Origin of the sequence: Geminocystis sp. NIES-3708 (genome assembly GCF_001548095.1) — a bacterium.
Taxonomy (GTDB): Bacteria; Cyanobacteriota; Cyanobacteriia; order Cyanobacteriales; family Cyanobacteriaceae; genus Geminocystis.
The window spans coordinates 15917-41628 of the sequence record NZ_AP014817.1; the positions used below are offsets into that span (position 1 = coordinate 15917).

The 25712-nt window shown below is 37.0% G+C and carries 18 protein-coding genes and 1 pseudogene; 10 read left to right on the forward strand and 9 right to left on the reverse strand.

Annotation, left to right across the window (positions count from 1 at the left end):
- Positions 1-80: 80 nt before the first annotated feature.
- The 3 genes from GM3708_RS17360 to GM3708_RS18415 all read left to right on the forward strand — a co-directional run bounded on the left by GM3708_RS17360 (position 81) and on the right by GM3708_RS18415 (position 5751).
- A complete protein-coding gene (locus GM3708_RS17360; protein WP_066349627.1) occupies positions 81-3896 on the forward strand; it encodes a plasmid replication protein, CyRepA1 family in 3816 nt (1271 codons plus the stop codon).
- A 117-nt stretch (positions 3897-4013) separates the two neighbouring features.
- Complete coding sequence (locus tag GM3708_RS17365; protein WP_066349628.1) at positions 4014-5045, forward strand: WD40 repeat domain-containing protein; 1032 nt, start codon at positions 4014-4016, stop codon at positions 5043-5045.
- Positions 5046-5136: 91 nt separating this feature from the next.
- On the forward strand, positions 5137-5751 hold the full coding sequence (locus GM3708_RS18415; RefSeq protein WP_066349630.1) for a hypothetical protein: 615 nt from the start codon (positions 5137-5139) through the stop codon (positions 5749-5751).
- Here GM3708_RS18415 and GM3708_RS18770 read toward each other — a convergent pair.
- The 7 genes from GM3708_RS18770 to GM3708_RS17395 form a co-directional block, all read right to left on the reverse strand.
- On the reverse strand, positions 5721-5858 hold the full coding sequence (locus GM3708_RS18770; protein WP_158505893.1) for a hypothetical protein: 138 nt from the start codon (positions 5856-5858) through the stop codon (positions 5721-5723). The genes GM3708_RS18415 and GM3708_RS18770 overlap by 31 nt on opposite strands.
- An 18-nt stretch (positions 5859-5876) precedes the next feature.
- On the reverse strand, positions 5877-6287 hold the full coding sequence (locus GM3708_RS17375; protein WP_066349631.1) for a hypothetical protein: 411 nt from the start codon (positions 6285-6287) through the stop codon (positions 5877-5879).
- A gap of 140 nt (positions 6288-6427) precedes the next feature.
- Complete coding sequence (locus tag GM3708_RS17380) at positions 6428-6691, reverse strand: HNH endonuclease (RefSeq protein ID WP_066349669.1); 264 nt, start codon at positions 6689-6691, stop codon at positions 6428-6430.
- A 41-nt stretch (positions 6692-6732) separates the two neighbouring features.
- On the reverse strand, positions 6733-7881 hold the full coding sequence (locus tag GM3708_RS17385) for an MmcB family DNA repair protein (protein WP_082714231.1): 1149 nt from the start codon (positions 7879-7881) through the stop codon (positions 6733-6735).
- Positions 7882-8094: 213 nt separating this feature from the next.
- Positions 8095-9399 carry a tyrosine-type recombinase/integrase gene (locus tag GM3708_RS17390; RefSeq protein WP_066349632.1) on the reverse strand — a complete coding sequence of 435 codons (1305 nt, stop codon included), beginning with the start codon at positions 9397-9399 and terminating at the stop codon, positions 8095-8097.
- A 261-nt stretch (positions 9400-9660) separates the two neighbouring features.
- Positions 9661-9858, reverse strand: a complete 198-nt coding sequence (locus GM3708_RS18615; protein WP_144439376.1) for a hypothetical protein — start codon at positions 9856-9858, stop codon at positions 9661-9663.
- A gap of 2 nt (positions 9859-9860) precedes the next feature.
- Positions 9861-11519 (reverse strand): type I restriction-modification system subunit M/S, encoded by a 1659-nt coding sequence (locus GM3708_RS17395; RefSeq protein WP_066349633.1) that lies wholly within the window; start codon positions 11517-11519, stop codon positions 9861-9863.
- A 419-nt stretch (positions 11520-11938) separates the two neighbouring features.
- On the opposite strand from GM3708_RS17395, the gene GM3708_RS17400 reads away from it, so the two are divergent.
- From GM3708_RS17400 to GM3708_RS17410, 3 genes are all read left to right on the forward strand, one after another.
- Complete coding sequence (locus tag GM3708_RS17400) at positions 11939-13369, forward strand: hypothetical protein (protein ID WP_066349634.1); 1431 nt, start codon at positions 11939-11941, stop codon at positions 13367-13369.
- A 50-nt stretch (positions 13370-13419) separates the two neighbouring features.
- Positions 13420-13833 carry a hypothetical protein gene (locus tag GM3708_RS17405; RefSeq protein WP_066349636.1) on the forward strand — a complete coding sequence of 138 codons (414 nt, stop codon included), beginning with the start codon at positions 13420-13422 and terminating at the stop codon, positions 13831-13833.
- Between the two features lie 223 nt (positions 13834-14056).
- Positions 14057-17512, forward strand: coding sequence for a protein NO VEIN domain-containing protein (locus GM3708_RS17410; protein WP_066349638.1), 3456 nt, complete (start codon positions 14057-14059; stop codon positions 17510-17512).
- 56 nt (positions 17513-17568) lie between these two features.
- Here GM3708_RS17410 and GM3708_RS17415 read toward each other — a convergent pair whose 3' ends face one another.
- Positions 17569-17880 (reverse strand): hypothetical protein, encoded by a 312-nt coding sequence (locus GM3708_RS17415; protein WP_066349639.1) that lies wholly within the window; start codon positions 17878-17880, stop codon positions 17569-17571.
- A gap of 151 nt (positions 17881-18031) precedes the next feature.
- On the opposite strand from GM3708_RS17415, the gene GM3708_RS17420 reads away from it, so the two are divergent.
- From GM3708_RS17420 to GM3708_RS17435, 4 genes are all read left to right on the forward strand, one after another.
- On the forward strand, positions 18032-21253 hold the full coding sequence (locus GM3708_RS17420) for a DUF1156 domain-containing protein (RefSeq protein WP_066349640.1): 3222 nt from the start codon (positions 18032-18034) through the stop codon (positions 21251-21253).
- A 44-nt stretch (positions 21254-21297) separates the two neighbouring features.
- On the forward strand, positions 21298-21543 hold the full coding sequence (locus tag GM3708_RS17425) for a hypothetical protein (RefSeq protein WP_066349642.1): 246 nt from the start codon (positions 21298-21300) through the stop codon (positions 21541-21543).
- The gene (locus tag GM3708_RS17430; RefSeq protein WP_066349644.1) at positions 21540-21974 is read left to right on the forward strand and encodes a type II toxin-antitoxin system VapC family toxin; all 435 of its coding nucleotides are present in this window, start codon (positions 21540-21542) and stop codon (positions 21972-21974) included. Before GM3708_RS17425 ends, GM3708_RS17430 begins: the two co-directional genes overlap by 4 nt.
- Positions 21975-22085: 111 nt before the next feature.
- Positions 22086-25103 carry an ATP-binding protein gene (locus GM3708_RS17435; RefSeq protein ID WP_315862631.1) on the forward strand — a complete coding sequence of 1006 codons (3018 nt, stop codon included), beginning with the start codon at positions 22086-22088 and terminating at the stop codon, positions 25101-25103.
- Positions 25104-25344: 241 nt separating this feature from the next.
- On the opposite strand, the pseudogene GM3708_RS17440 reads toward GM3708_RS17435, so the two are convergent.
- Positions 25345-25635, reverse strand: a pseudogene (locus tag GM3708_RS17440) (tyrosine-type recombinase/integrase); the annotation flags it as partial.
- Positions 25636-25712: the final 77 nt, after the last annotated feature.

A 25712-nucleotide genomic window follows, 5' to 3' on the forward strand; every position in this document is an offset into this window, starting at 1 on the left:
AGAACGAGATGAGATGAAACGTGAATCAAAGACTACCAATCAAAAATTCACAGTAAGGTCAGTAAAGACCTGTAAAGGAAATGATAATAGAAAACGGTAAATTTGTCGCCCCCCCTCTCAAAAAAATTATCGCCTCGCCCGAATTTGCCCCCTCTGAGCAAGGGTCAAAGCCTTATGGTGGTTTAAATCAGTCCAATGGTCAAAATTTTTGGTCTTCACAAAACTTAACAATGTGTCAGGAAATCTTGACAAAAAAAAGACCCCTGCGAACAGATATATCATTCTCCTACTGTTCCGAGTTGATTAATAAACCTGTCACAAATTCCGACAAGGCTAAAACTAATTTTCACTCCATGTCAGGAAATGTTGATAATATTATTGACATATTCTGTAAAGGTTTCGCCGTTAGTCCTTTTCACTATACCAATAACCACAGAAGTAGTGATAATGCGACCGTTGCGGGTTTATTAATCGTCGATATTGATAACCAAGAATGGGTTGAACCAGAAATCATTGATGGCAATAAGCCTCAAAATAATAATGGGCATGGCGATAACAACCAGAATGGCAATGACAATAACGAGGGAAAAATTGTTAAACAGAAGGTATATAAACACCAATTAACTTTAGAAGAGTACCAGTCGATCGATTTCTGCCGTAAATATACTTTTGCCATTACCACAGCAAGTCATACAGAAACATGGCACAGATTTCGAGTTTTTATGCCCTTACCCATGGATATTGATAAAACTACCTATGAGGTAGCTGTAAGGCATTTAAACGCCATTTTAAAGGGTGCTGTTGATATAAATGCCACTAACCCTAGTATCGGCTTTTATGGCAATAGTAACGGTATCCTCTACAAAGCTGATGAGTTTCAAGCCTTAGACTATGACTGGTTATCTCAATTACAACCCGAAGTTGACAAGATTAAGAAAAAACAGGAAAAACAAAAGCGTAAATTAGCCCGAAAAATAGCTAAAAATCAGAAAAAATTAGCTAAAAGTGCTACTGCTAAGGATATTGTTGAAGCTCTATCTTATATACCATGTGATGATTATGATACTTGGACTAAAGTAGGTTTTGCTTTACATCATACTTTTAATGGTAGTGATGAAGGGCTAGAAATCTACGATAATTGGTCGTCTCAAGCTAATAATTACGACGGTAGAAAAGCTATTGAGTACAAATGGCTCTCATTTAACAAATCACGCACCGACAAGCCTATAACCATTGCTACGGTGTTTAAGTTGGCGATCGATCAAGGGTATAAACCACCAAGAAAGATTAGAAGAAGACTGGAGGCACGAGATTATTTTGAAGACTATAAAACCTTCTCTTATCCCATATCTCTGGAGTGTCATAAAAATTATGATAAAGGTGAAATAAGTCAAGAAATTCCCGCCGATAATCTCGATTATTTGAAGGATGAAATTAAGAATATTAACTCCTCTAAAAAAGGTTATTTCCCAGAGGAGATAATCGCCCAAATTCCCCGTCAAGGATTAGTTTTTATTCAGGGAGACATGGGCACTGGTAAAACTTACTTAGCAGAGAAAATTGTCGCCGAGTTTAAAGCTCAAGGTAAATATGTATTGTCTCCTGATAGTACCCGAAGCCTCTGCCAACAGTCGGCTAATCGCTATGGTATTTATTACAAAACCCATGATGATACTACCCCCATTCAAAATTTAAGAAGTCAGGGCATTAAAACTACCTATGACAGCTTTGCTAAATACAAGGATGAAGCTCCTGATTGTATTATTTTTGATGAAATTTTGTCTAGTGAAAACCATTTATTATTAGGTGATACGGAGTTAAAACATAATCGAGAAGAAGTACTCTATGCCGTTAGAAATGTGGTGAAAAACTGCATTGATAAAGGTGGTTTAGTTATTTGTCTGGATGAAATGTTGGTGGATTTTTGCATCGATTTAATGAAGGATTTTGCAGGTGGTATTGAGCCTTTTATTATTGTTAATCATTACCGTAATAACAACTATGAAACTTATCAATTACTTAATCCCGATGAGCCGAAAAAAATCCTCTTTACCATGCCGATATTGGGTTTAAAACCTTTTTATTGTTGCGATAGCCAAAAAGAAGTTATCTCTCTTTATCAAGAATTATCGAAGACTTTCTCTGATAAAGTATTTAAACATATTCATCAAGGTAATGCTAATTTGCCAGAAAATCAGGAATTACTCAAGAATCCTACCCTCTGGTTACAACAGAATAAATGTGATGGTTTAATTGTTAGCCCGACTATTGTCTGTGGCTTCTCTATTGAGGGTAATTTCTTTGATGCGGTTATCGGTAATTTCTGCGGGGTTTTACCTGTTAACCAATGTCGTCAAATGTTACGACGCATCCGTAGTGATATTCCTCGTTATGTCTATGCTAGTAGTCATGGGTTGAATTATAGCAATGAGTTTGATTTTCAGGAAATCGCTGATAAGGCTATCTTGAAGAAAAAGAATAAGTTAGATTTACTCAAGTTGTCTTCTCTCATTGCTAAAAGCACTCTCCCTTCTGAATACATAAAAGTAGCGTTAAGTATGATGAATCCTGACACGGGCAAATGGGAAAATATTGAGCTTATCACCCAATCGAAATATATTGGTTTTACTAATGCGGGTAAGGCTAACTATCGGGAAAATATTTTTAATGAGTTGAGGGATAGTGGTAGCACCATCATTTATGGTTATAATTATGAGGAATTTATGGCAGAATTTGTGGAGGTAGGATTTACGGAAGAATCTTTACACGAGCATAGTCAAAAGGATTTCAAGACTATTATTAAAACTCATAATGATGAGCGAATGAATCATCAGGCAGTATCTATCTCTTCTGGGGATACTACGGGCTTCGATTTGGATTCGGCTCAATATGTCTTAAAAAATCGCCATGGTATCAACCCTGAAACTCACCTGCCTTTACACTCGGAGGAGAAGATTGCGGGCGCTCAAAAATTTATCTATCAAGATTTATTCCCTACGGTGGAGTTAACCCTTGATTTTATTAAGGAATACTTACTCAAAGATAAGACAAAACTGAGAACGATCGAGCGATATTTTTGGTTTAATAATTTTAGCTTATTGAAGAAGAAGGAAACCATTAAAGCTCTTAATTGGTTATCTAATTCCCGTCGCTTTGTCTATTTGGAGAAGGATTATGATGATTTACTCCTAGAGATTCATCTGTTAAAGGTGCTAGAGGTGCAAAAATTCATCGATTTAGAGGGTTATTTTACCCGAAAGGATAAATGTGTCAAGAGCTTCTTTAAACGTGCCTTAAAACACAAGCAAGAGTTACGAGATTATTTCAACATTATCGTTACCGCCGACAGTAATCCTATTATCATCTTGAAAAATTTACTCAAGTCGATTGGTATTAAGTTGAAGTCAAGCGTTAGAAAAGTCAATAAGGTTAATACTAGAGTCTATCTGATCGATCAATCATATCTTGATGATGATATAAGACAATCGGTATTAACATCTTATCAAATGCGTAATGCTGGGTTAAAAACTGTCAAAGGAAAAATGAAAAAAATTAGTGAAGGTTTTGAGGAAAACAAAAACTCTGAAACTACTATCAATAAAGGGTTAGTGGGTGATAGCAACGGCTATAAAAACGACTCTATATCCTATAATAATCAAGCTAATTCTGTAGCGGGTTTAAAGGTAACAACAAAGATTTCAACTGAGGGGTTAAAACAAGGGGAAATTTTCCAAACAGAAAGAGGAATTATCGAAGGTAATAAAAATGCTAAAACTGTTATCAAAAATGAATTTGAAGCCAATAACAACAGCTATGAAAACCCTTCTATATCCTATAATAATCAAACGGATTCTGTAGTTACTCAAGCTCAAACTCAAGACGATGACAAATACTGAAACCCTGCTAATCATTTAATCATTTAGTGGAATTTACACACTAAAAAATTAGTCGGAGTTGAAAAATCGATCGATTAGAAATCAATCAGATGAAGGTTATTATTAAATTAATTGGTGATGAAGAAACTAACTTTCAATTTTTCCCAAAGATTAACAGCATTAGCAATCTTCTCTCTAATTTGTATTTCATGGATTCCAGTACAATCACAAGAGCAGTCTAAGCCTTTTAAAATTTTAACTGGTCATAGTGATAAGGTCGAACAGATTGTTTTCAGTGCAGATAATAAAACATTAATTAGTGCTAGTAGAGATAAAAATATTCAAGTTTGGGATATTGATAGTAACAAAGTTTTACGGACATTATCCACACAATCGGAAGGAGTTACTTCGATCGCTTTGAGTAGAGATAATCAGATTTTAGTCAGTGGCGATATTGATCATAGCGTGAAAATTTGGGATTTACCAACAGGAAAATTATTAATAACCCTCAATGGACATTCCCAACCAGTGGAAGCCGTTGCAATTAGTCCCAATAGTAAATTAGTTGTCAGTGGTAGCGACGATCGTACGATTAATATTTGGGATATTAGTTCGGGCAAACTTTTACATACATTGACAGGACACCCCGATTATATCAGCGATTTAACGATTAGTTCTGATGGCAAAACTCTTGTTAGTAGTAGTGGTGATGCTGATTATATGGCTAAACTTTACGGTAATATTAAGGTTTGGGACTTAGAAACGGGAAAGTTAGTTTATAGTCTAAAACAAGCAAGTCCAGTGGCTAACATCATTATCAGTCCAGATGGAAAAACTTTATTTAGTGGCAGTTTTGGGCAAATAGAATCGGCAAATTCTGCAATTAATACAATTATGCTCTGGGATTTAAAAGAAGGTAAATTAATCCGTAACTTTACAGAAAATACAGAATCTGTAGAGTCAATGACTTTAAGTTCAAATGGTAAAACTCTTATAACAGGTAACTTTCGGGGCAATATCAATTTTTGGGATTGGGAAAATGGTCAATTATTGCAAACCTTTAATAATGATTCAAATTCGATTAATACGATCGCTATCAGCCCAGATTTAAAATATATTGCTAGTAGCTCTGACAACACAATTAAACTGTGGAAAATTCCCCCAATTTAAAGGTTTTGCTTAATCTTACAATCAACTTCTAAGCAGGGGATTCAAGTAGTAAGATAAAGAGATTAGACACTGTATATTTTAAACTAGACAGATGAAAAAGTATTATATTAATGACTTGCAAGAAAGATATAATCTCAAGACTAGACAATCTGTGTACGATAGACTTAAAGCCATAGAAATACAAGTAGAGAAGGAAGGGAATAAAAGCTATGTAACCGAGACTGTGTTAGAGAAATTAGACCAACTGCAAGAACATTTAAACTTAGGGGGAAGCATCAAAACCTTTACTCCGACTGTTAAAACTACTGTCCATTCCAAAATAGACAATGAAAATTTTGAGTCACCAATAGACAGTATAAATTCTGTACTAGACAAGGCAAATTCTTCCCCAGACAGTGTAAATTCTGCACTAGACAAAGCTAATTCCTTCCTAGACAGTAATATCCAATATGTACAGCTAGACTTATTTGAAACTCTGATGGAGAGAGTGGAAGAAGTAGTGGAAAAAATGATACCGATTAACCCCATTAGTCATTGGGAGAAATTAGATATAGCAGTAGAAAGAGGATATATACTCAGTAGCCAAGAAGTAAAAAACCTAGTGGGTACTAAACCTAATGGTACAAAATGGACAAGGGGAGCATTCGTTTTTACCCGAACTGGAAAGATAGGTAATCAAGCAGGATGGACGATTAGTCGGCTTTGAGGGTAAGGTTGTCGAGAAGACTGTGCCAATACCACCGAATCTTTCCCCGACACAAAACACAATGTTGTAATTACCAACGCAACAATACTATTAAATTTAATTTTCATATTTAGGTAAAAGTAAAATTAAGGACAACTATTGGCTAAATCAGGACGTTTGATTTCCAATTCATCCCAATAAGCTCGGAATGCAATGTTTTCTATCTCTTGAGCTTTTTTCAGTGTAGTAGAGTTTAAACCTTGCTCTTTAAGATAACTCTTTGCAGCCTGTGCGCCTTGAATGTTTGCCATAGCACCTGCTAGTCCACAATCTCTTAAAGTTGTATCAGTTAAATTTTTTGCAGCTTCAGCCGCTCTTTGGTAATTAATAATAGCAGTATCGTAATCTCCCTTCCGTGTGGCAGACCAAGCCTTTTCATTATATCCATTGATTAATGGTCCATAAGGGGGAACTTGGCTTAACAAAGGGCTTATCTCGATCACCGAAAAAGTTAAACCTATAGAAAGACTGAGACAAATTTGCTTTATTAATTTCATCTATACTTAACAATTACTAGGTAGTTAAAAATTGATACAGTAACCGTAACATAAAAATAACTAAACAAACAGCTTTACCCCATCAGGGTAAAAACAAAAATAAAAATAACAGAGACTATGATATTTAAGTGTTTCATGGATTAGAGATTAAGAGATAATTGATCGATCGAAATATTACCCTTTCTTCCCCGATGATATTCTAAATGACAGACATTGCATAAAGCTACTAAATTTTCTGGTCTATTATCTTCAGGTATTCTATTCCAATGGTGGACTTGGAGACAATTACCTTTTCTTGAACTTTTCTTATCTTTGAAGTCCGCACCACATTTAGCACACTTCCAATCGGCTTTTTCTTTGACTTCCATCGATATTTCTCTCCAATCTTTGCTATATCTGCTCATCATCTATCCCCCCTAACTCTGTTTTTATCGAGCGTGTAACTTTATTCATTTATATAAATTTTTTCACCTTCACCTTCACCTTCACCTCCAGCTACAGAATCAGAATCAGAAGCAGAAGCAGAACCAGAACCAGAAGCAGACCAATTTAAGACTCTCTCATACAAAGTCTCATAGATTAAACTGACAGATGATGGTTTTAGCTTTATCGGATAACGATATACTTCTACTGGATAACTAAGATTTTCTCTTACCCCTCCCTTAAAATCAATTAGTAATATACCCACTTTGTCATTCGTTGTTTGGGAGATCGTTTTGATTAAATCAAGATCATCAGAGGGAATAGCAAAACAGAAATAATGACAGAAATGTAAATACTTTTGCCATTTATGATCTGAAGCAAAATCCTGTTGACTTGATTTTATTTCCACCACAAAAACATCTTTCGGACGTTTATAGCTCCATCGAATTACCGCCATAAAATCGATCCTTAATCTTTTCTTTTCAAAGTTTATCCTTACCTCTGTATGGTCTTGATAATGTTTCGGAGGGTAACGCATTTCAGCACAAGTTTTAGTCCAGTTAACTAGATTTATTTTTAAAGAGTGGGCTATACTTGGGGCTATTTGTTCTTTTGATATTTCCCTCTGCCTCTCCGTCTCCGTCTCCGTCTCATTGGAATCGCTGTTTATCTCTTCTGCTACCAGTCCTAAATGCTCATATTTCCCCTCGTTACCTTTTGTCGGTCTTCCCCGATTAGTTTTACCATTAATAGGTCTGTACTGTTGCTCGATTTGTCTTGTTTCTTTTACGGTTATATTACCTTGTAAAACCTGTTCTTTCAGCTTTTCATAGACAGGCGCTGGTGCATTTCGTTCTACTTTCTCTAAGTTTTCAAGGGCTTCGGGGGATGCTACCGCATTATCAATCTCGTCAATTTCCTTACTTCCTACAGTATAGAGATAATATTTCCCCGCTTTAATATATCTCCAAATTAAGGAGGGTTGACGGTCACATTTCTTGGCGATATGGTGAACCCATGCCGTAAATGATGTTTGTCCAGACTGTTTAAATAACTCCTTCTCTCTAACGGCAATAGCTATCTTAGCAACTTCTCGCCAACTAGATTCCGGGGTAATTAACAGTTGTTCTATCTGTTTTTCCGCTTTTTCTAGTTTGTCAATATCAATCATTAGCACATATTAAGTCTAGTTAACTAGATTATAGTCTAAAGAGTGAAAGAATAACATTTCTTTGTGATTAACCCTTAGCGATCGTTCCTAAATAAATATCAGGAAATCCTCCCATCCCCCTGCATTAGTGTCTTTTAGGCGTAATATGCCTTCCAATAATCCTCTCTAAATTTTGGTACTGACATAAAGTTAATACATCAGTACCAATTCAAGTTAGACAGCGATGGGGACAAAGTTTTCTTTGCCTTGGTAATAATAAGATAAGACAGTTTCTACATTATCGCCGATATAGTCAGCCACAGTACGAGGATCTACACCAGCCTGAATTTGCAGGGAAGCAAAAGTTCTACGAGTAGAATAAGCATCGATATAGTTAGGTAATTTATCTTTCTTAGCTAATTCACTTACTATTCCTTTACGTTTAATTTTGCCATCAGGGGTCATTTTAGTTAACCACGATGTGATTAGCAAACCACTATTATAAGGGCGTTTTTCGCTATTGAGAAAAATAAAATCATTATTGCCAGTACCAATACCTAAATCCTTATAGGCGGCTTTAATTTCTTGGAGAATCTCCACTGCACGTTGACTCAATTTGATAGTTCTAGTTTTATGATTTTTTGTATCCTTAATCAGTTTACTTTTGGAACTATAAGACTCATTAATTAACAGTTCCGTAAAAACTCCTTCAGGAGTAATAACTTGCCATCTTACTTTACCCCAACGCAAACCAAAAGCCTCTCCATGTCTCATACCAGTACAAAATAGAAATTCTATGATTAAACTTGGAATATCTATTTTTTTATAGAAACTATTTTTGATTAGTCTTTCATGGTAACTTTTGATAATCAAGTCTTTCTGTTCTTTTGTCCAGGCTTTTTTATTACAATCTTTTTCGATGTCACTAAGAACTTTGACTTGTGGTCTTTTTGTTAGAGGTAACTTACGAGCTTTAGTAAGATGGGAGGAAAAATTATTAGGAGTATTCGGTGGCAATATACCATTCTCTATTGCCCAGTCCATACTATTTTTCAGTACACTTAAAACTTTAATTTGGGTGTATCTTCCTCTTGTTTGTCTTAAATGTTGAGCAATCTTGAGTTGCCCTATATCTCTAATAATATTTATTTCTTCACAGCCTTTGAGACTATTTCGATATAATTTCTTGTACTGATTTTCTAAAGTCGTAATAGCTAAGTTAGGAGCGTGATATTCGGTGAATTTATCTAATAATTCCACAGGATTAAGATCCTCGTAGTTAAAGATATTTACCTCTGTTTTTTTTGAAGAATGCTTATACTTATCCAAATTATGGGGATTAAATGTACCCTTTTCTAAATCTTCTTGTAGTTGATTTCTAGCTTGATAGGCTTCCGCCATATTGGAGGGATCTGCTTTAACTCCAAAACTTATATAGTATTGTTTTTTACCAAAATATTTCTGAGCAAAAAAGCTAGGGAAACTAAGTCTAATATATTCCCTTGCATCTTGTTGTACTTTAACTTGATGACTTGCCATAATTTTTCTATTATTCTTAAGTTGTTTGTGGTGCAGTAAGGTACTTTTTTGTGACCAAGACCTTACTGCATTTATTCTATTATATCAACCTGCTGTTCGTTGGGGGAAGCAGAGTTAAGTGCCTATAATTATTATAGATAAAGGCTTTTAACGAAAAAGTATTTATCAATTTAGGAATTTTTCTAGTACTTTTTCTATATTAGGATGGTTTGAGGTAGTTTCAACCCCTGAAAATAGGTACATAGGTGCAATAGGTACTCTCTATTTTTTTGCTCTTCGACAACGAATTTCTTCGATCTCTTCATGAGCTTTTTGAACCACATTTTCTAAAGTTTGTGTTACCAGTTTGGTCATAGTAACACCTTTGATATAAGCAAGAATTTTAATATCCTCTTTTAATGGTTCAGAAATTTTGATTTTGAGTATTTCCATATTGTTTCGGTGGGAATTATTGTTCATAGTTAGATTGACCAGTGTTTTTTGTGTAATTCTTGTTGTTTTTCTGCCAACTTCCTTGTAAGACAATTGATTTTCACCATACGGTTAAAGGTTTTTTCAATGTCTTGGGATTCTTGAGTCGTTGGTAGTAAGATAGGTAATTCCTTGAGTTCCCCCAGTCGAATTAGAGGTCTTGTCGCCTTTGAAACTAGCCTCGAAATGGCTGTTTGCCCTACTTCAGAAATAAGATACATATACAAACTAATGGCACTTATTTCTTGTCCCGCTCTAAGAATAAAATAAGATTGATTGACTACCCAACCTCCTTCACCTATTGGGGGGACATTTGGAGAAACGATGCCCACTTTGCCTACACTTCCTTTTGTCACAATAACAATGTCATAGGGACGTAAAAAGTGTTGATTTTGCTTGTAATTAATCGTCTCTACCTCTTTAGTAGGGGGAGATAAATAACCATAATCAGGAAATTGATCAATAGTAATTTCCTTGGCTTTTATTTTGTTCGATGAGTTATTACGGATATGGGTATTAGAAAGGGGGGAAACAATATTCGCTACTTTTTCCAATGGGGTGGTTATTTTAGTTGAGAGTAGTTGCTGAACTTTTTTCTCTTTAGAGGAATATATGTATTGAGCAACTTCTAAACTACTTTTGTTTTCTAGTACCTTTTCTTTACTAACATCAATAACAATAAACTCATCAGCGTCAGAGCGACTAACCTTATATAAGGACTGCCATTCAACTAATTTAGGTTGATGGTTTTCTCGAACCGAAAACAAATCATTTGCACCATCGACAAAACGAATATTGTCATTCTTTTTACTTTTGTTGAATACTACTATGGAGAATTGAGATATAACATAAGGAATGATTCCAGAGGGCAAACTGATAACTGTCTCAACAATCTTTCTCTCAACCAAACTTTCACGAAATTCTTGAGCTTTCTCACTTAATAATAATGTACTATTAAGGAGAATAATGGCACGGTTTTTCGTACGAGCTAAAAGATGTTCAAGGGCATAGACATCTCGATCGATCCAACTTTTGAAAGGTCGTGAACTTTGTTGACTAATAAAGGTTTCGTTGTATTTTACTCCAGGGGGAGAAATACAAATGGTTAACTTATGTTGTTTTGGTTCAAGGCTTTCATTCTGAGTAGGAGCATTGAGAGGATGACTATAACTAACTTGAATATCAACTTCGTTGAGGATGTTAAGCAGATAAATAAGGGGAATATTGCCTAATATCTCTAGGTAGGGATGTCCACCTTTTTTGATGATTTCGAGGGCGAATTTAGCTACAGAGTCATAAGGACAATAAATTTCATCTCCTTTGTCTATCTCAGCTAATTGAATCATTAGCTTGATCAATTCCCCAGGGATGAGAAATTCTCCTTCTTCCCGAAAAATATCTAAAATATCTTCTGTTATTCGGAATTGGCTAATTTCTTCGTTCTTAAATTTACTTAAATTCTCTAAGGCTTGAGCCAAAGAGTTATCGCTAATATTCAACTTCAGTGGTGCAAATGCTGTGTAATTAGGATTCTTGTGTTTGAGTTCAACAAGAGTTCCAAAACACTTTTCCAGTTTTTGATAATTTAGAGGTATGTCCCAAACAATATTAGATTTTACTGAAGTAGTTTGGGGGAATACTTCCCTCAAAATAGGATCATTTACTAATAGTTTCTTAGATAATGCTATTAGTTGTAAACAAAAAAAAATGTCTCTTGTCTTTTGTTAGGCTCTGTTTGAAAACAAGAAACTAAGGCATTTAGTAGTTTTTGCTCATTGCCATCAGTTAAATTTTCCTGCATTTTTGATACCTCCTTTTTTTCTCATTGCAAGACTTCTGTTCACCCCTCAAGTATGGCGTACTAATAATAGAGGTGTCAAGGGGGTTAGTTATTTTTTTTTTTCATTCCAGAGATGAAATGGGCATTGTGTGTCATGGTGTCTTGAGAATACCTAATGACTAGCAGCAACAACATAAGTGGTAAGAGGTCATATTTTTTCTAATGTGGGCAAGGTATCGATTACCAACTTTTGTTATTATCTAGTTAGTAATAAAGTTAAGACCTACTATGCCTAGTTCGTTGCCGAAATATTCTGGTTTGATTACTGAGCATCAGCTTTCAATCCTCGATGAGTTTATTAGTCTCCATGAGGGAATTTCTAAGGCGAGGGTGTTAGGACGCTTATTGGAGGCTTGGCAGGATGCTGGTAAGCCCATTTTGGGAGACAGGGATACGACTTTGCACGATCGTCTCTTGCAGTTTGAGCAGTTAGATTTAGATGCTTTGGTGGTAGAAAAGGTACGGGAATATTTAGATATTCATTTAGATTATTTGGTTAATAACTTAGTAGAGAATAAGTTAAGACCCATATCAACTATAGACAATAAGGAAATAGTAATAGATAATAACTTAGTTAATAATGAGTTAGTAACTAATGATTCGGAAGATGATGAAAGTTTGGCGGAGGGTAATATTGCTGATAAGCCAGAGTCAAAAGTAGTGACTGACAAAGACAATGACAAGAATGAGGACAAGGACAAGGATGAGGACAACGATAGGGATGAGAATGAGAATGAGGGGGAAGTTTTGTCTCTACCAGTGCAGGGTAAGCAACTGGGGGATAAAGAGAAAAAGCAATCTGAGGTGGTTAGTAATAAAGATATTAACCAAGATAATAACTTGCCTGAAGATGATAGTAATAAGGATGTTGAGTTAATTGATAATTTAAACAAGAAGGATACTAATAAAGATATTAACTCAGTTGATAACTTAACCGAAGGTCATATTAATAAGGATATAACCCCAGTTGATGAATTAGAACAAGAAGATATTAACAAGGATATTAACCAAGTTGATAACGTAAGTGACGAAGATATTAGTAACGTTGATCAGTTAAAAGAAGAAGATATTACTAAAGATAATAACCAAGGTGATAACTTAACGGAAGATGATATTAATAACGGCATAACCCCAGTTGATGAGGTAAGGGAAGAGGATAGTAATAAAAATATTAACCAAGTTCATAACTTAGGTTTTGAGGACATTTCTTCAGAATCAGAATCAGAATCAGAATCAGAATCACAACAAAAAGGTCATAATAAAGTTAGTAACAAAGTTAGCAATAAAGTTAGTAACAAGATAATTGATAATGATGAAGCCAAACAAGAAGTTAAGGATTCTTCCACTTCAACGGTTACAGAGGAAAATCCTGCTTCTCAATTAGTTATTACTTTAGATAAGAGTCAAGTTAATAACCAAGCTGATGTGAGTCATATTCCTGCGAAGTTTTTGGCGTTATCACAAGGGAGCGTGGAAACTAAGATATTGGCTGAGGCTCTCGGTTTCAGTTCTTCAGCAAGGGTAACTGACTTGGGTAGTGGGAAAAATAAAACTCTACTTTTTCCAGAGTTTTGGGATTATATGAAGGTAGAAAAAACTACCAAAACTGATAAGAATGGTAAGGAAGTCAATTCTTATAAATGGACTAAGAGGAAGTAATAAACTATCTGATTTGTTGGGAATTGAAGATAGAGTTTTTAGAACGATTCATGTTTAGTTCGCTTGAACTGGGCAAGTTAAAAGAATATGTTGATTTTTACTTAAATAATTCTCCTTCTCCTTATGTCGGCACTGATTCCGACTTAACTAAATATGGGTTTATTTTCATTAAAAGTAGCTACTTACATTATTTTCATTTCAATCATTTAGCATATAAAATCATTGTTACTGGTAATAATTGCCAATGGAGTTTAACTTTAGTAAGAAATGGTAAACATTATGACTACACAGAAGAAAATAGAAATATTCTTGAGACATCTTCTGTCTTAACACCTGAGTTTGACCTGCTGATAGAAGAAATACAGAAAAAATATCCCGTACAATTCATTTTTGATGATCTCAGAAAAGTAATTGAACTCAAAGAGAAATTACTAGAATTACATAATGTTATTATTCCTTTCTAATAATCAGATTATGCAAATTATCCGTGATGAATTTTGGGAATTTTGGTAACTGCCGAGGTCAAAACAAAATAGACGCAGTCTTAGAGTAAAATATTTAATCTTGGTTACTCTACATTCCGCACGTCAAAGTGTATAATTTGAGATGATGAGATTAATTACTTAGGAAACATTAATCTCAGAAAATCGGATTACCGTGGCTAATGTAATATTTAGGGTGATAACGATGTCTCAAGTTCGGGGAATAGCAGATAAATTACAACCAGAGGTAATTGTCAAGGGTTCATTATTCCCCGAACCAATCAAGATTATAACAACGATCGCGCTCGGAGAATCCCTGAAAGTAATTGGTAGTGGGGTAAAAAGTCAAAAGACTTACCAACCCATACTGAATTTAGAGCAGTTATTACAGTTGGAGATAAGTCCTGAAACAGAGCCATTTGACGGTAAAGCAGAGCATTTTCGTCTCGGTATAGAGGCTTTTAGATGGGGATTAGCCTATGAATACGATCCCTATTTTTCCTTGGCGATCGCCCGTGTGGATCCATTACCCCACCAATTAGAAGCCGTTTACGATTACTTTTTAAAGTTAGCTAGAGTACGTTTTCTCCTCGCCGATGATCCTGGGGCGGGTAAAACCATTATGGCAGGATTGTTAATCAAAGAGCTGAAAATTAGGGGTTTAGCCCAACGTATTTTAATTGTAGCCCCTGCTAATCTTACTTTTCAGTGGCAGAGGGAGTTAAAGGATAAATTTAGAGAAGACTTTGATGTGATTAAAGGGGATATTTTACGGGCTAACTACGGCAAAAACCCCTGGCAGGAAAACAATCAGGTGGTGACTTCCATCTCTTGGGTATCCCGTATCGAAGATGCTAAAGAAAGTTTATTGCGTAGTCATTGGGATTTGGTTATCGTGGATGAAGCCCATAAAATGAGTGCTTATAGTAGTGATAAGAAAACACTAGCTTACCAACTAGGGGAAAGACTATCCCAAATGACAGATCATTATCTGTTAATGACGGCAACTCCCCATAAAGGAGATCCAGCTAACTTCTGTCTCTTCTTAGAGTTACTGGATAAAGATGTCTATGGCGATGTTAAAAGTCTGGAAGAAGCGATGCAACGTAATACTGCTCTCTTTTACCTCAGACGTACCAAAGAAGCCCTCGTTACCTTCCCAGATCCCCATACAGGAGAAGTGACAAAGTTATTTACCAATCGCAGAGTAGAGACGATCGAGTTTTTCATCGATAATGATGAAAAACATTTCTACGATGCTTTAAGCCGTTATGTGGAAGATAAATCCATTAAAGCCTCTCATGATGACTCTGCCAGAGGTAGGGCTTTAGGTTTCACTATGGCAATGTTGCAAAGACGTTTTGCTTCGAGTATTTACGCTGTACGTCGTAGTTTGGAACGGATGAAAGATAAAAGGGAAGGCATTTTAGAGAATCCCGAAGCCTATCGCCGAGAGCAAATCAGTCGGAAACTACCAGAGGATTTTAACGACTTAACCGAAGCAGAACAACAACGTATTATCGAAGATTTGGAATCAGTCGTAGCATCTGTTGAACCAGAAGACTTACGGGATGAGATTGCCCAGTTATCTCGTCTCATTACCTTAGCGTTAGACCTAGAAAAACGAGAAGTAGAGTCCAAATTGGTTAAATTAAGGGATGTGATTAATCAACAGGGAATGTTTACTAATGAAGGAAAGAAAGATCGCACCTATGTACCGATGAAGTTGTTAATTTTCACCGAACATAAGGATACCCTAGACTATCTGGTAGAAAAGTTAAGGGGGTGGGGCTTGTCTGTTACCCAAATCCATGGGGGGATGAAAATTGGAGATAGGGATATTCCTAATACCCGTATTTATGCCGAAAGGGAATTTCGAGAAAGTGCACAGGTATTAGTCGCCACAGAAGCTGCAGGAGAGGGCATTAATTTACAATTTTGCTGGTTTATGATTAACTACGATATTCCTTGGAATCCCATTCGTTTAGAGCAACGTATGGGGCGTATTCACCGTTATGGGCAAGAAAAAGACTGTCTGATTTTCAACTTTGTCTCCATGAATACCCGTGAAGGTAGGGTGTTATGGAAATTATTTGAACGCATCCATGCCATAGAAAGTGATTTAGATCCTAATGGTACTGGTTTTATCTTTAACGTATTGGGAGATATTTTTCCTGCTAACCAGTTAGAGCGTTTGATTAGGGATATGTATGTAAATAATCAAACGGAAGACTCCATCAAAGCTCGTATTGTTGAACAAGTGGATAAAAAGCATTTTCAGCAAATCACTGACTCAGCCCTGGAAGGATTAGTCAAACGAGAGTTAAACTTATCGAAAATCATTGGACAAACCGCCGAGGCAAAGGAAAAACGATTAGTGCCAGAAGCTATCGCTGACTTTTTCCTTCAAGCTGCCCCCCTAGCAGGTATTCAGCCGAAGGAAGTCAAAAAACAACATCATACTTACCGTATTGGTAAATTACCCCGTACCCTTTGGAGTATCGGTGATGAATTAGAAACACGATTTGGTAAACTGGGCAGGGAATATAAGACTATTTGTTTTGACCAAAAATTATTACAAGACGATCCTACTTTAGAATGGGTAACACCGGGGCATCCCCTCTTTGAAACCGTCAGAGAATCCGTTATTCGTCAAACCCAAGAGGCTTTGGCAAGGGGAGCGGTATTTTATGACTTAAAACGGACTTCCCCTAGTTGTTTGGATGTTTTCAGTGCTTCTATTACCGATGGAAAGGCGAGATCGCTCCATCAACGCTTATTTGTGGTAGAAACCACAGACACAGGGGAAATGTATATTCGTCAACCAACCATCTTCCTTGATTTAACCTTACCCGATGGAGAAGTTAACATACCCGATAAAAACCTTTTACCGAACCGTCAACAAGTAGAACAAGCCTTGTTAGAGAAAGCCTTAGAGTCTTTTTTAACCGAAATCAAAGCCCAAAGAGAAAAAGAAATAACTACCATTGAAAATCATTTAGAAATCAGTCTAAATACCGTGATCGATCGAGTACAATGTCAGTTTGCGGAATTAATTATGCAGAAGGAATCAGGTTCAACAGAAACAGGATTAGACGGCAGAATCCAACAGTTTGAAAATAGACTATTTGAATTAAATGGGCGTTTAGAGTCTCGTCGAGAGGCATTACAGCAAGAAAAAAATTGTACCATCGGCAATATTCATCATCATGGTAGAGCATGGGTAATACCCCACCCAGAACGTCATTCTCCCGAAATAGCGAAAATGGTTAGTAATGCTGAAATTGAACGTATTGCCATCGAGAAGGCGATCGAATTTGAACAACAGAGAGGTTGGAAGGTTGAAAGTGTGGAAACCCAAAACAGGGGGTTTGATTTAATTTCCCGTAAACCCCACACAGAAGACGAACAAACCGCAGTAGCAGTAAGGTTTATCGAGGTAAAAGGAAGGGCAGGGGTTGATGGAGTAGCTTTAACCAATAACGAATATAAGAAAGCTAGTCAACTAAAGGATGATTATTGGCTATATGTAGTTTTTAACTGTGCTACTAATCCCGAAATACACTTAATTCAAAATCCTGTTAAGTTGGGGTGGAAACCATTAATTAAAGTTGAACATTATCAGGTGGATGCTAAGGAAATCTTAGAATTTAGAATGTAACATTCAGAATCTATCGCAGTTCTAACACTACCCTGAAACCTGCCGTATGATATGACCTAATAGAAGTTCTCATAACTATCTTCATCTAAGATACCTTCATCATCATAATAGTCATCATCCGGTTCATTATAGGTTTCATCATAATAGTCATCTTCCCAATTATCTTCCGAGTCTTCTTTATAATTGTTATTCTGTGTTACTGGTTGTTGATAGGCATAATTAGCACCATAACTGGGTGTAGTTTGATTATTATTGATCCAGCTATTTTGACATTTAGGACATTTAATTGTTGCCGTATTGCTTAAAGTGTTAGGAATGCGGAGTTTTTGGCTACAATAACGACAGTCGATAATTATTTTACTATTCATATACTACTATACGTATCTAATTGAAAATATTAATAGTTAGAATATATCACATTTCTAACATATATATAGATTAAGATTTACTAACCAATAGTGAATATTTGTTACAAAATGAGGTAAAACTAATATCTAGTAAGGTATTAATAAGCAATCCATGACCAGCTATCCTAAGCGACTAATTGAAGTTGATCTCCCCATTAAACAAATATCTGCCCATGCGAGACGGGAAAAATCCATTCGTCACGGGCATATCTCTACTTTACATATTTGGTGGGCTAGACGACCATTAGCGGCTTGTCGGGCGGTGATTTGTGCCTCTTTATGGTTAGATCCTGCGGACGAAAATTGTCCTCCCTATTTCCGTGAGGAAGCCATTAAAATCATTACAGATTTTGCTAAGAAAGTAGATAGGAATGAGAATAATTTAGCTAGTAAGCATTGCAGTACGGAAAACTGGGAGAAATGGCAAGTTTTAGCCAAAGACGACAATAAATTAGCTCCTAATAATCCTAGTCATCTAAATATATTACGGTATCGGTTATTGGATTTTATCGCTGATTTTGCTAACTGGGATAATTCCACCCAACCCGATTATTTAGAAACCAGTCGCCTGTTAACCCAAGTCGCCCACGAGGCTAATGGTGGTATTCCCGATACTAAACCTTTGGTAGTAGATCCCTTTGCAGGGGGTGGTGCGATACCCTTAGAGGCTTTACGGGTGGGGGCGGATGCCTTTGCTTCGGACTTAAATCCAGTGGCGGTGTTACTGAATAAGGTAGTGTTGGAATATATCCCCAAGTATGGGCAAACTTTAGCCGATGAGGTGCGTAAATGGGGGCAGTGGGTGAAGCAGGAGGCGGAAAAGGAGTTAAGTCAGTTTTATCCTACCGATGAGGATGGCAGTACACCCATTGCTTATTTATGGGCAAGGACAATTATTTCGGAAGCACCAGACGATGGTACGGGGATACCTGTGGAAGTGCCGTTAATGCGGAGTATGTGGTTAGCGAAGAAGAAGGGTAAGAATAAGGCTTTGCGGTGGGTTAGGGATGCTCAGGGTATGGTAGTTACGGAAACGGTGGAAAAAACATACAGTGATGGTGTCACAAGGAAAGTAAGACAACCTTTGTTAGAGATATTTGAACCGAAAAGTGCTAAGGAAGTGGCAGAGGGTACGGTTAAACGGGGTTCGGCTACTTGTCCAGTAACAGGGTTTACTACTCCTGTAGCTTCGGTGCGAAGTCAATTAAAACCGAGAAAAGGCGGTGCTAATGATGCTCGTTTATTCTGTGTGGTAAGTACGAAGGAAACACAACAGGGGCGGTTTTATCGTTTACCTAATAACCAAGATTTAGAAGCAGTTAATCAGGCAAGTTTGGAGTTAGAAAAAAGGCTTACTTCATCTAATATTAAAAAAGGACAAAAAGAACAATCTGAATTAAGTTTAATACCGAATGAACCAACACCAAAAGGTGGAGGCAGTGGTGCTGGTAGAGCTTTTTCTCAACGTAATTATGGCATGGATACCTTTGATAATTTATTTACTAATCGTCAATTGTTAGCCTTAACAACCTTAGTAAATTTGGTGAATAAGGTAGGGGAAATGTTGGCTAATGGCTATGATTTAGAGTTAAATGAAAGTGGTAAATATAAAGTTATTAAACAGTCTAAAAATAATAATATTAACGACAATTTGGGGAATAATTTATATATTGATAATTTAGGTTTAGCTGAAGCAGTACAAACTTGTTTAAGTTTCATAATTGATAAATTAGCAGATAAAAATAGTTCTGTTTGTCGTTGGAAATCATCAGCCGAATATATGGCAGGAAATACATTTAGTCGTCAAGCATTACCCATTGTATTTGACTTTTGCGAGTCTAATCTTTTTGGTAATGTTACAGGTGATATTTATTCCGAAGTTGAATGGGTTGTAAAATTACTTTTACACGGGACAAATTCATTAAAATATATTGGACAAACTCAACAGTCATCAGCAACACACCATCCTTTACCAGATGACTTTATTCAAGCCTTTATTTCAGATCCTCCTTATTATGATGCAGTACCTTATTCCGACTTATCCGATTTCTTCTATGTGTGGTTGAAAAGGACTTTACCACCATCTTTAAAATCTACTTTTGCCGATGAATTAACACCGAAAGAAGAAGAATGTATCGTAGATCCAGTTAAGGGAAAAGATAAAGCCTATTTTGAAAAGCAAATGGGTTTAGCTATGAATGAAGGTTGTCGTATTCTAAGCCCTAACGGTATCGGGGTAATTGTATTTGCCCATAAATCCACCGCAGGATGGGAAGCACAACTACAGGCGATGGTGGATGCAGGATGGACTATTACCGCCTCTTGGGCAATAGATACGGAAATGGGATCTCGACTTCGTGCCATGAATTCCGCCGCCCTTGCTTCCTCTATTCACCTAGTGTGTCGCCCTAGAACCCCTGTGGATAATGGGGGAATAATCTCTAATATTGGGGATTGGCGAGACATATTGCAGGAATTACCCGTGAGAATTAGAGAATGGCTACCACGATTAGCTAGTGAAGGAGTAGTGGGTGCAGATGCCATTTTTGCCTGTTTAGGACCTGCTTTAGAGATATATTCCCGTTATGACAGTGTGGAAAAAGCATCGGGGGATATGGTGACTTTGCGAGAATACCTTGAACAAGTTTGGGCGGTGGTATCCCAAGAAGCCCTAACTATGATATTTAGCGATGTGGATACCTCTGGTTTGGAAGAAGATGCCCGACTTACGGCGATGTGGTTATGGACTCTTTCCACCGATACCACCGATAGCAGTGATGACTCTGCTGGTGATAATGATAGTCAGGAGGAGGAAGAAGAAGAAAACAGTAGTAAGAGTAAGAAAATTAGCGGATTTAGTCTGGAATACGATGCCGCGCGTAAAATTGCTCAGGGTTTAGGAGTTTATTTAGAGGCATTAACTACCCTTGTGGAAATCAAAGGGGATAAAGCCCGTTTACTACCTGTTACAGAACGCTCTGAGGTGTTATTAGGGAATAAAAAAGTCGAGATTAAGCCCAAACAGAAGAAAAAGCAAGGTAATCCCACTATTACGGGTATGGAAGACTATATTCCCGAAGATACCACCGATAATGATGGTTTAGAGTTCACTAATTTGGGTAATACTGTTTTAGACCAAATTCATCTGGCGATGTTACTCTTTGCTAGTGGACGCAGTGAAGCCTTGAAAACCTTTTTAGTGGATGAAGGTGTGGGAGGAGTCGATCGTTTCTGGAAACTAGCAAATGCTTTATCTGCCTTATACCCTAGTAGTAGCGATGAGAAAAGGTGGGTTGATGGGGTATTAGCACGGAAAAAAGGCTTAGGGTTTTAAGAATTAAGAATTTTCAATAAACTGAATTAAAAGAGGAAAAAATTATGAGAGCTTATGAATTTACTACTGAAATAACCGATGGCAATATTCGTATTCCTATAGATTATTTAAACAACCTAAATAGAGGGAGAAATGTCAAAGTTATAATCTTGACAGAAGATGAAACTTTACCTAAACAAAAATCTGACGAAAAAGAGAAATTATCAGATTATCTTCTCATGCCCGAAATTGAAGATAATGAGGATTTATTTATCAGAGATAAAGACACAGGGAGAGAGATTAATTTATGACTTATTTACTTGATACTTGTGTGATTTCTGAATATATAAAAAAGAAGCCCAATCCCTTAGTAATAGAATGGTTAGACAACCAAGCAAAAGATAATTTATGGCTGAGTATTTTAACAATTGCGGAACTTAAAAAAGGGATTTTTAAGATTAGAAACAACCAACCAAAACGTTATCAAAAACTAAGTCAATGGCTGGAATTTGTCAAAACAAAATTCGATGGTCATATCTTACCTTTAAATGAAGAAGTTTTAAATACATGGGCAGAAATCACAGGGGAATCTGAAGCCTGTGGCAAGAAATTATCTGTTATTGATAGTTTAATTGGAGCAACCGCACAACAATATAATTTAATAATTGTTACTCGTAATATTAATGATTTTAACTTCTCCTCTTTACCAATTTTTAACCCGTGGGGAAATGAAAACCCATAATGAAGTACAATAATTTACCTATAAATATTCCCACTTCCCATTACCATCAACAAAACCTAACATCAACATATTTTGCTGTAATTCTTAGACTTTTCTAAATTGTAAATGCTTATGAAACCGTGGTATCAGATAGATGGATTAACCCCCCGTGCGGATTTAAGAGAAGGAAAACCCTTAGATGCGGCGGAATTTGCCGTACATTTAGACCAAGTGAGAGACGATCGCGCTCCCGAAGATTATCAAAACCCAGAAGTATTCTTTGAAAGAACCTATCTTACCAAATATTTAACAGATTTAGCCGCCCAAGTAATTCGCAGACTAACAGGGAAGAAAACAGGCACATCGGCAATATTTAACCTTTCCACCCAATTTGGTGGCGGTAAAACCCATACTTTAACCCTGTTATATCATCTTGCCCAAAATGGTAGTAAAGCAGATAAATGGACAGGGGTTAATAAGATATTAAACCAAGCCGAGATTAATAGTGTACCAGAAGCGGCAGTTGCCGTGTTTGTGGGTACTGAATTTGATTCTATTAGAGGCAGAGGGGGAGATGATGGCACACCCTTAAGAAAAACTCCTTGGGGGGAAATTGCTTACCAGTTAGGGGGAGAAGAAGCCTTCGAGAAAGTAAGCATCCACGAAGCCGAATTTACCGAACCCAAAGGGGATGTAATTCGTTCATTCTTACCCCAAGATAAACCCTGTTTAATCCTGATGGACGAGATTATTAACTATGTCTCCACCTATCGCCATAAAGGCTACCATAACAAACTCTACAACTTCATCCAAGCCTTATCCGAAACCGCTAGGGGGTTAGATAACGTTGTCTTAGTTATCTCTATCCCTGCTTCAGAAATGGAATATACCGCCGATGACGAAGGGGATGAACAAAGACTGAAGAAAATGTTAGACAGACTTGGGAAAGCGGTAATCATGTCCGCCGAATCCGAAACCTCGGAAATCATCCGCCGCCGTCTATTTGAATGGGAAGAAAGGGCTGTTACCAGTGATGGTAAGATTATGTTACCCAAAGAAGCGATCGCCTCCTGTAATGAATATGCCCATTGGGTATTAGAACATCGACAATCATTACCCAGTTGGTTTCCCGTAGATAACGCCAAAGAAGCCTTCCAAGCCACCTATCCCTTCCATCCTTCAGTGTTATCAGTATTTGAACGGAAATGGCAAGTATTGCCCCGTTTTCAGCGTACGAGGGGAGTTTTAAGGTTACTAGCCCTGTGGGTAGCCAATGCTTATCAAGAAGGGTATAAAGGCAACCATCGAGATAGTTTAATTAGCTTAGGTACAGCCCCTCTCGATGACCCCATGTTTCGTACTGCTGTACTAGAACAGTTAGGGGAAAATAGATTAGAAGGGGCGATAACCACCGACATCTGTGGTAAAAACGATGCCCATGCCCTGCGTTTAGATAAAGAAGCCCCCAAAGAATTAAAAAAAGTGCGTTTACATAGTAAAGTAGCTACTACCATCTTTTTTGAATCCAATGGTGGACAAGCCAGAGGTGAAGCTACCATACCCGAAATTAGGTTAGCTGTGGGTGAACCAGACTTTGATATTGCCAACGTAGAAACCGCCTTAGATGCCTTAAACAGTCAAAGCTATTACCTACTGATTAATCAAAACAAATATCGCTATAACATCTCTCCTAACCTAAATAAAATCCTTGCTGACAGAAAAGCTAATATCGCAGAAAACCGCATTTCTGAACTAATTAAAGACCAAATCGAGAAAATCTTTAAAAATGCTAATAATAACAACCTAAATCTCATTTTCTTTCCCAAAAACAGTAATAACATCCCCAATCAACCCCTATTAAATCTAGTTATTCTCAGCCCAGATTACTACTATTCCCTACCCGAAACCACCAACTTGATTAATACCTTAATTCAAGAATCGGGTAATAGTTCTCGCACCTATAAAAGTTGTCTGTTGTTTGCCGTAGCCGATGACAATAGCCCCTTATCTTTAGAAGCCCGTAAAGTCTTGGCATGGCAGGATATAAGGGAACAGGAAACGGACTTAAATGACGAACAAACCAAATCCTTGAAGGAAAATCTTCTCTTAGCGGAAAGAGACTTAAAAGAAGCCGTCTGGCGTACCTACAACTATTTAGCTTTACTAGGCAGAGATAACCAATTACAATTTATCGATTTAGGACAAGTTAACTCCTCCCAAGCCTCCTCCCTAGTTCAATTATTCGTTAATCGTTTAAAAGCTAACGGTGAAATCGAGAATGAAATCGCCCCTCGTTTTCTGGTACGCAATTGGAGCCCAGCCTTCAAAGAATGGAGTACCAAAAATATCCGTGATGCCTTTTATGCCTCCCCCCGTTTCCCCCGTTTACTTAATCCCCATGCTGTAAAAGAGTCGATCGCCCGTGGCATAAGAGAGGGTTATTTTGCTTATGTAGCAAAGACAAAGGATGATAAATATCAACCCTTTGAATATAAAAATAGCAACTTTCAGGGTAAAGATGTAGAGATAGCAGATGATGTATATATAATCAAAGCGGAAGAAGCGGAAAACTACTTAATCCGAATTACAGAACCCCCTAAACTAAAGAAATTGGTAATTTCCCCAGCACAAATCAAATTAGAACCAGAAACCGCCTATAGCTTTAAAGTTGAAGGATTTGACCAATACGAAGAGTCATTCCCCGTCAATAATGTTACTTGGACAAGTACGGGAGGAGAGATAAATGAACAGGGAGTGTTACAAACTAAAAACGATATAGGTACTTTTATTATTACAGCTAGTGTGAATGAAGTTACAGGAGAAGCTAATTTCAGTGTAGTAAAACCAAGCTCTAGTGCCACAGAAAATACAAATAGTGTTAAAGAGAAAACAACTAACAACTATGGTGAAGATGAGGAATCAATAGAAAAAGAAAATCTGCCCGAAGGCGTTACATGGCAAGGAGAAATAACACCCCAGAAATGGATGCAGTTTTACACAAAGGTACTTAGTGGATTTGCCACAGACAAACAATTAAGCCTAAAACTAGAAGTACAGTTTGAAATTACAGGAGATATACCAGAAGGGAAAGTAAATAATTTAAACGTAGCCCTTCAGGAATTAGGTTTGCCACCAGCGAGAGATTTATAGTATCGATCGCCCTCCCCGAAAATACCTGAATTCACCTGATTTCGGAGTAAATATATTAAAAGCCAAACCTACCAGAGAAAACAGAATCAGAGGGGATAGGAGAGGATTTCATACTTTAACTCAGGGTAAGTAAATAAATGTAAAGAGGAACTGGACGAAGGAAGTGGGAGGATATACATTATTTATGAACAAGGCGTAAAGCTAGGGAAGCTGCAAAATCGGCAAAGTAGCTAAAAAGCTATCACAGAGGGAACTTAGGCATAACTGTATCATAAGCAGACTGTGCTTCATTTAAACTTAAGCGAGAATAAACTTCTAATGACTGTCGGGAAGAATGACCAGAATAGGGTTGAATTAAAGCATCATCAATCCCTTGTTTTTTCAGCCATGTCAGCAAAAAATGTCGTAGTTGATGGGGTGAAATGGAATGATCTAATTCCGCCATATCTGCATACTTTGTCAAAATCTTTCTAATTCCACGATCGCTATATTTTTGATGTCGATTAGACTCGAATAAATAATTAGCCCTTTTAGGGGTAGAGCCGAGATACGCGCAAAATCGGACATTTGTGTAAAGAAATGTCAACATAGACTGATTAAATTGTGGAA